This is a genomic window from Aquipuribacter hungaricus (assembly GCF_037860755.1).
Taxonomy (GTDB): Bacteria; Actinomycetota; Actinomycetes; order Actinomycetales; family JBBAYJ01; genus Aquipuribacter; species Aquipuribacter hungaricus.
In genome coordinates this window covers 1-5,789 of the sequence record NZ_JBBEOI010000219.1, presented here as the reverse complement: position 1 = coordinate 5,789, position 5,789 = coordinate 1, and the positions used below count along the sequence as shown (strand labels likewise).

General features: G+C 77.4%; 6 protein-coding genes. 1 reads left to right on the top strand and 5 read right to left on the bottom strand.

What is annotated here, in order from left to right; genetic code table 11:
• The 3 genes from WCS02_RS16565 to WCS02_RS16555 all read right to left on the bottom strand — a co-directional run.
• A partial coding sequence (locus WCS02_RS16565) for a DNA polymerase IV (protein WP_340295240.1) occupies positions 1-1,089 on the bottom strand: 1,089 nt, incomplete at its 3' end.
• A gap of 119 nt (positions 1,090-1,208) precedes the next feature.
• Entirely contained in the window at positions 1,209-1,859 is a 651-nt protein-coding gene (locus WCS02_RS16560; RefSeq protein WP_340295238.1) for a uracil-DNA glycosylase family protein, read from the bottom strand.
• Positions 1,852-2,805: a LysR family transcriptional regulator gene (locus tag WCS02_RS16555; RefSeq protein ID WP_340295236.1), complete on the bottom strand. Its 954-nt coding sequence runs from the start codon at positions 2,803-2,805 to the stop codon at positions 1,852-1,854. Before WCS02_RS16555 ends, WCS02_RS16560 begins: the two co-directional genes overlap by 8 nt.
• A 186-nt stretch (positions 2,806-2,991) precedes the next feature.
• Between WCS02_RS16555 and WCS02_RS16550 the strand changes: the two genes are divergently transcribed.
• A complete protein-coding gene (locus WCS02_RS16550) occupies positions 2,992-3,315 on the top strand; it encodes a hypothetical protein (protein WP_340295234.1) in 324 nt (107 codons plus the stop codon).
• Between the two features lie 61 nt (positions 3,316-3,376).
• Here the strand turns inward: WCS02_RS16550 and WCS02_RS16545 are convergent, their stop codons facing one another.
• Together WCS02_RS16545 and WCS02_RS16540 are read right to left on the bottom strand one after the other, a co-directional pair.
• Positions 3,377-4,918, bottom strand: a complete 1,542-nt coding sequence (locus tag WCS02_RS16545; RefSeq protein WP_340295232.1) for a diguanylate cyclase domain-containing protein — start codon at positions 4,916-4,918, stop codon at positions 3,377-3,379.
• 140 nt (positions 4,919-5,058) lie between these two features.
• Positions 5,059-5,789, bottom strand: a 731-nt coding sequence (locus WCS02_RS16540) for a UbiA family prenyltransferase (protein ID WP_340295230.1), incomplete at its 5' end; no start/stop codon positions are given.

Here is a 5,789-nt window from a genome sequence, read left to right as displayed (position 1 = left end):
GCCCGCGGGGGGGGCAGGGGCGCCAGGGCCGGCCCCCGCGCCTGTGCCGGTGGTCGCCGCGGCCTGCGCGTAGTCCGCGCGGACCCCGAGCAGGCGGACGGGCCGGTCGGCGTCGAAGCGGGCGAGCGCGAGCAGGGCCGCCTGCTCCAGCGTCGCGGCGTCCCTCGTCGGGGGGCGGACGGGGACGCTGCGGGAGCGGGTGAGGAACGGCCCGTACCGGACCTTGACCGCGACCCGCTCGACCAGCCGGCCGTCGGCGGCGACGTCGGCCGCCACGGCCGCGGCGAGCACCCGGACCGCCTGCGCCAGCGCGTCCGGGCCGTCGAGGTCCTCGGCGTAGGTCGTCTCGTGGCCGGCGGAGCGGGCCACCCAGGGTGTGGGGTCGACGGTCGCGCTCCCCCGGCCCTGCCCGGCGAGGACGAGGCCCGGTCCGGTGGACGGCCCGAAGACCGTGGCGAGCGCGGCGGGGTCGGCCGCGGCCAGCCCGGCGACGGTGGTGATGCCGAGCTCCTCCAGCCGGGCGGCCGAGCGCGGGCCGACGCCCCACAGCGCGCGGGTGGGCCGCTCCCCCATCACCGGCAGCCAGTCCTCGCGGGTGAGGGAGGCGATGCCGCCGGGCTTGGCGAAGCCCGTCGCGGTCTTCGCGCGGGGCTTGGTGTCGCCGATGCCGACCGCGCAGGACAGCCCGGTCTGCTCCCGCACGTCGGCGCGCAGCCGCTCGGCGAGCGCCCGCGGGTCGCCGTCGGTGCCGACGAAGGCCTCGTCCCAGCCGAGCACCTCCACGGGCTCGCCCGAGGCGCGGAGCACGGCCATGACCTCGGCGGAGGCCGCGTCGTAGGCCGGGCGGTCGGAGGGCAGGAACACCGCGTCCGGGCAGAGCGCGAGCGCCCGCCGCATCGGGACGCCCGAGCGGACGCCGCGCGCGCGGGCCTCGTAGGACGCGGTGGCCACCACCTGGCGGGCCTTCGTGGGGTCGCCGTCGCCGCCGACCACGACGGGTCGCCCGGCCAGCTCCGGCCGCCGCCGGACCTCCACGGCGGCGAGGAACTGGTCGAGGTCGACGTGCAGCACCCAGCGGGAGGCGACCACGCGCCCAGGGTAGGCACCCCCCGCCGGCCGGGCCCCCGGACGCACGCCGGCCCGGCCGCCTGCGGGGGCGGCCGGGCCGGGGGTGCCGGGCGGACCGGCAGGTGCTCAGGCGGTGCGGGTCACCAGCCGCGCAGCGCGGCGACGATGCTGGAGTCGACGCGGGCGTCGGCGAGCGCCACCCTGCTCGCGCTGCTCAGCACGTCGGTGATCTCGGCCTCGGGTAGCCCGGAGCGGACGTCGGGGCGGAAGCCCTTGGCGGCCGTGCCGAGCAGGACGACCCGGGTCGGGCCCTCCATGACCTGCAGCCAGCGGCGCAGCGTGGCGCGGACCAGGGCGCGCTCGAGCTTGAGGTCCTTGGCCCAGGCGACGCAGTTCCAGTGGACGACCTCGTGGCGGGCCAGGCCGGCCTCGTTGCACAGGCGCCACAGCCGCTCCGAGACCGGGTCGTCGTTGTCGGGCGAGGTGATCCCCGTGCCGCCGGCGCTGGCCAGGGTGGTGGCGCCGGGCGCCTCCTGCAGCACCACGAGGCGCGCGTGGACCCCGCCGGACAGCGGGTCGACGTGCGGCAGGTGGGCGTCGGGCTCGCTCACACCGGCCCGGCGCATGGCCCCGAGCATGTCGGTGCGCCACACCTCGAAGGGGGCGACGTGGTCGGCGCCCTGGGCTGCGCGCTTGCGCTCCACGACCTCGGGGGTGTCGTGGCTGCGCGCGCGGTCGAACGGTTCGTCGCCGCTGAGGGCGCGGAGCTGGGCGTCGTCCAGGTCAGGCATGCACCGATTCTGTCGTGCCGGCCCCCCCCAGGGCGAACCCGGCCCCGTCGGCGGTGCTCTCGGCGAGCGCGACGAAGCGGCTGGCGGCCGCCGTGCGCGTCCTGCCGCGGCGCCAGACGAGCTCGATGTGGCGCAGCGGCAGCCCCGGCTCGGGAGTGAGGACGCGCACGCCCGGGTCGGCCACGTCGACGGCCAGCAGCGGCATGACCGAGGCGCCGATGCCGGCGCGGACCATGGCCTGGACGGCCCCGTTGTCGTTGGTGCGGAACACGTAGGAGGGGTCGACGCCGGCGGCCTGGAGGCCCGCGTCGATGCGCCGCTGGCAGGAGTCCATGACCGACTGGCCGATCATCGGCCGCCCCACCAGGTCCCGCAGCGGGAACGACGTCGCGCCCTCCGGCGCCCACGACGGCGGGACGACGACCATCATCGGGTCGCGGCGCACGAGCAGGGACTCCACCCGGTCGTCGGTCACCGGGCCCACCGCGAAGGCGAGGTCGAGCTCGTCGCTCACCACCCGGTCGGCGAGGTCGTTGACCTCGTCCTCGACCAGGCGCACGTCCAGGCGCGGGGTCTCCTCGCGCAGCCGGCCGAGCAGCTGGGGCAGCAGCTGGACCGACACCGACTGGAACGTGCCGATGGACAGCCGGCCGCTCGTGCCTGCCTTCAGCTCGTCGAGCTCCTCGACCGCGACGGCCAGCCGGTCGAGCACCGCGCCGGCGTGGCGCAGCAGCACCCGCCCCGCGGGCGTGAGGGACGGCGGGCGCGGGCCCCCGGGACGGTCGAACACCGGCGTGCCGAGCGCCCGCTCGAGGGAGGCGACCTGCTGGCTGATGGCCGACTGGCTGAAGCCGAGGACGTGGCCGGCACGGCTGAACGAGCCCTCCTCGGCGACCGCCGCGAGGGCGAGCAGGTGCTTGGTCTCGATGTCCCCGACGGCCGTCATGGTCATAAGCATAGGCGATCGCATCTATGCGGGATCATCGTTGGACCTTATGGGCCCGAGTGCCTACCGTTGGGGCAGCACCACGGCACCGCAGGCACCTGACCAGCACGTCACCCCCATCCAGCCACGACCGGACGACCGTCCCCCAGCGCAGCGGGACCCGACGCCCGAGAGGAGCACACCGCCATGACCACGAGCACCGTCACCCCCGTCAGCAGCACCGCCACCGACGCCACCGTCGGCAGCACCCGCTTCGACGCCGCCTCCGTCGTCGCCCTCGCCGAGGTCGTCGACCGCGACGGCCTCGACGCCCACGCCGCGACCCTCTTCGCCCTCGCCCAGCGCGCGTCGGCCACCGGCGTGAGCCCGGTCCTCGTCGACGTCATGCTCGGCACCGGCGAGCCCTACGTCGCCCGGCTGCGCGCCTTCACCCGCGTGGGTGCGGCCGTCGCCAGCCCGCGCCAGCACCGCAGCGCCGTCCTCGCGGCCGGCCGCCTCGTCGCCGCCTGACAGCAGCGACCGGCACGACCTCGACGCCCTCCCCGGCCGACGCCGCGGGGGGCGTCCTGCGTCAGCGGGTGCGGTGCAGCGGGTCGTCGCCGACGGTCTCGTCGGCACGGGCGGCCCCCGGGACGCCGACCTCGACGAGCACGGCGCGGTTCTTGCCGCCGGACTTGGCCGAGTACATCGCCGAGTCGGCGGCCGCGATGAGCGAGCGGGACGTCACCGCGCCGCCGGGGGCGCCGGCCGGGATGACGGCGATGCCGATGCTCACGCCGGTCCGCACCGTCCCCTCGGGCAGCTCGACGTCCGCCGACAGGGCGGAGATGAGCCGGCCGGCCACGCGCAGCGGGTCGTCGTGGGGCGGCTCCATGAGCACGGCGAACTCGTCGCCGGAGGGCCGGGCGACGGTGTCGGTGGAGCGGACGCCGGCGCGCAGCCGCAGCGCGACCTCGCGCAGCACCCCGTCGCCGGCCAGGTGGCCGTAGGTGTCGTTGATCGCCTTGAAGCCGTCGAGGTCGCAGAACATGACCACGAGGCCGCGGCCGTGGCGCCGGTGGCCGGCGACGACCTGGTCCAGGCGCTGCAGGAGCATCGCGCGGTTGGACAGCCCGGTGAGGCCGTCGTGCATGACCTCGTGCGCCAGGGCGGCCTCGCGCTGGCGGACCTCGCGCAGCAGCCGGTCGTTGTCCCGCACGACGAGGTACTGCCGGGCCAGCAGGAGCGTGGCCAGCGCGGTCGCGAGCAGCACCTCCGGCCTGGACAGCACCTGGCCGCGCAGCGCGGTCTGCACGACGAGCGCCAGGGCCACGGCCACCGCCACGTAGGGCAGCACGAGCACCCCGTGGGTGGGCTCGTCGCGCTGGTCCACCGCGGCGCCGGGGTCGCGGCCGACGAACGCGGCGGCGCCGATGAGCAGGAAGCCCGTCACCCAGCCCGCGCTGATGGCGTTGCCGCTGGAGTAGCCGTCGACGGTGAGGAGGTAGACGTAGGCGGAGTCGGCCACGGCGAGGCTGAGCAGCCCGGCGGCGATGAGCGCGACGTGCGGCCGGGCCGCCACCCCGGTCCGGGCGACGAGGAGCAGGACGACCGTGGCCGACACCAGGTCCCCCACGGGGTAGGCGAGCCCGAGCACGAAGCCCAGGCCGGGGCCGGCCCCGTCCTGCATGGCGGCGCCGAGGGCGGTCTTCCACGACACCATGAGCAGGGCCCCGGCGAGCAGGCCGCCGTCGATGAGGTCGCGGGCGCCCGCGGACAGGTAGGGACCGCCGTGCCACAGCAGCAGGCCGGTGGCCGCGAGCAGCGGGAAGGCGAGGAAGCCGGCGTCGGCGGGCGACGGGAACGGCGTCTCCCGGCGCAGGACGAGCTCGTACCAGCTCCACACCGTCTGCCCGGCGGCCCAGGACGCGGTCGCCGCGGCCAGCCACCACCACAGCCGACGGTCCGGTCCGGTGGCCCGGCGGGCCGTGGTCGCGCAGAGCACGGACGCTACGAGCGGGGCCACGAGCTGGACCAGGTCGTCGACGGCGGTGGTGAGCAGCCTGTCGCCCGGGAGGGCGTGCACCAGCGCGCCGAAGGCGGCCCCGAGGACCACGGCCACCGTCCCGGCCACGACCCAGCTCGTCCTCCGGCGCCCGTCCTGGTGCTCGATGCGGCGCACACCCCGGTATCGGCACGCGGCGCGCCGACCCTGAGCCCCGGCGCGCGCGCCGTGCCCGGCGGGGGCAGCCCCGGCCCGGCGGTCCCCGCCGCTCAGGAGGCCAGGAAGCCGGCGACGACGAGCGCCGCCGCCGCGACCACGAGCCAGAACGCGGAGCGGCCGACCGCCCGCCGGTCGTGGCGCGGCCCCGGTCCCCCGGCCCAGCCCGTGACGAGCACCTGCGCGCCGGCGAGCACGGCCACGAGGACGCCGGTGCCCAGCAGCATGGTCGCCACGACCGCGCGCACGCCGCCGCCGTCGACCGCGCCGGGCAGCAGGACGAGGGCGGCGACGGTGATGACGAGCACGGCCAGCAGGGCGGACACCTGGGGCCCCAGCCGCTGCGGCAGCCCGCGGACGCCGGTCCGCTCGTCCTCCTCGGCGTCGGGGATGGTGTTGGCCAGGTGCGCCGCCACCCCGAGCAGGCCCGCGGCGACGCAGACGGCCGCGGGCGGCCACACGGCGGGGCGCTGCGCGAGGGTCGCCACCGCGGGCAGGACCCCGAAGGCGACGGCGTACGGCAGCGGGCTGGCGAGGGTGCCCTTGAGCCCCAGGTCGTAGCCCACCCCGCACGCCACGACGAGCAGCGACACCGCGGCGGCGGCCGGCCCCAGCAGCAGCGACACGACGACGCAGGCGAGCGCGGCGACGGCGGCCGCCGTCCCCACGGCGCGGCGGCTGACCTGCCCCGCCGCGACCGGCTTGTCGGGGCGCCCGGCGGCGGCGTCGACCCCGGCGTCCCCCCAGTCGTTGGTCCAGCCGATGACGAGCTGGCCGGCCGGGA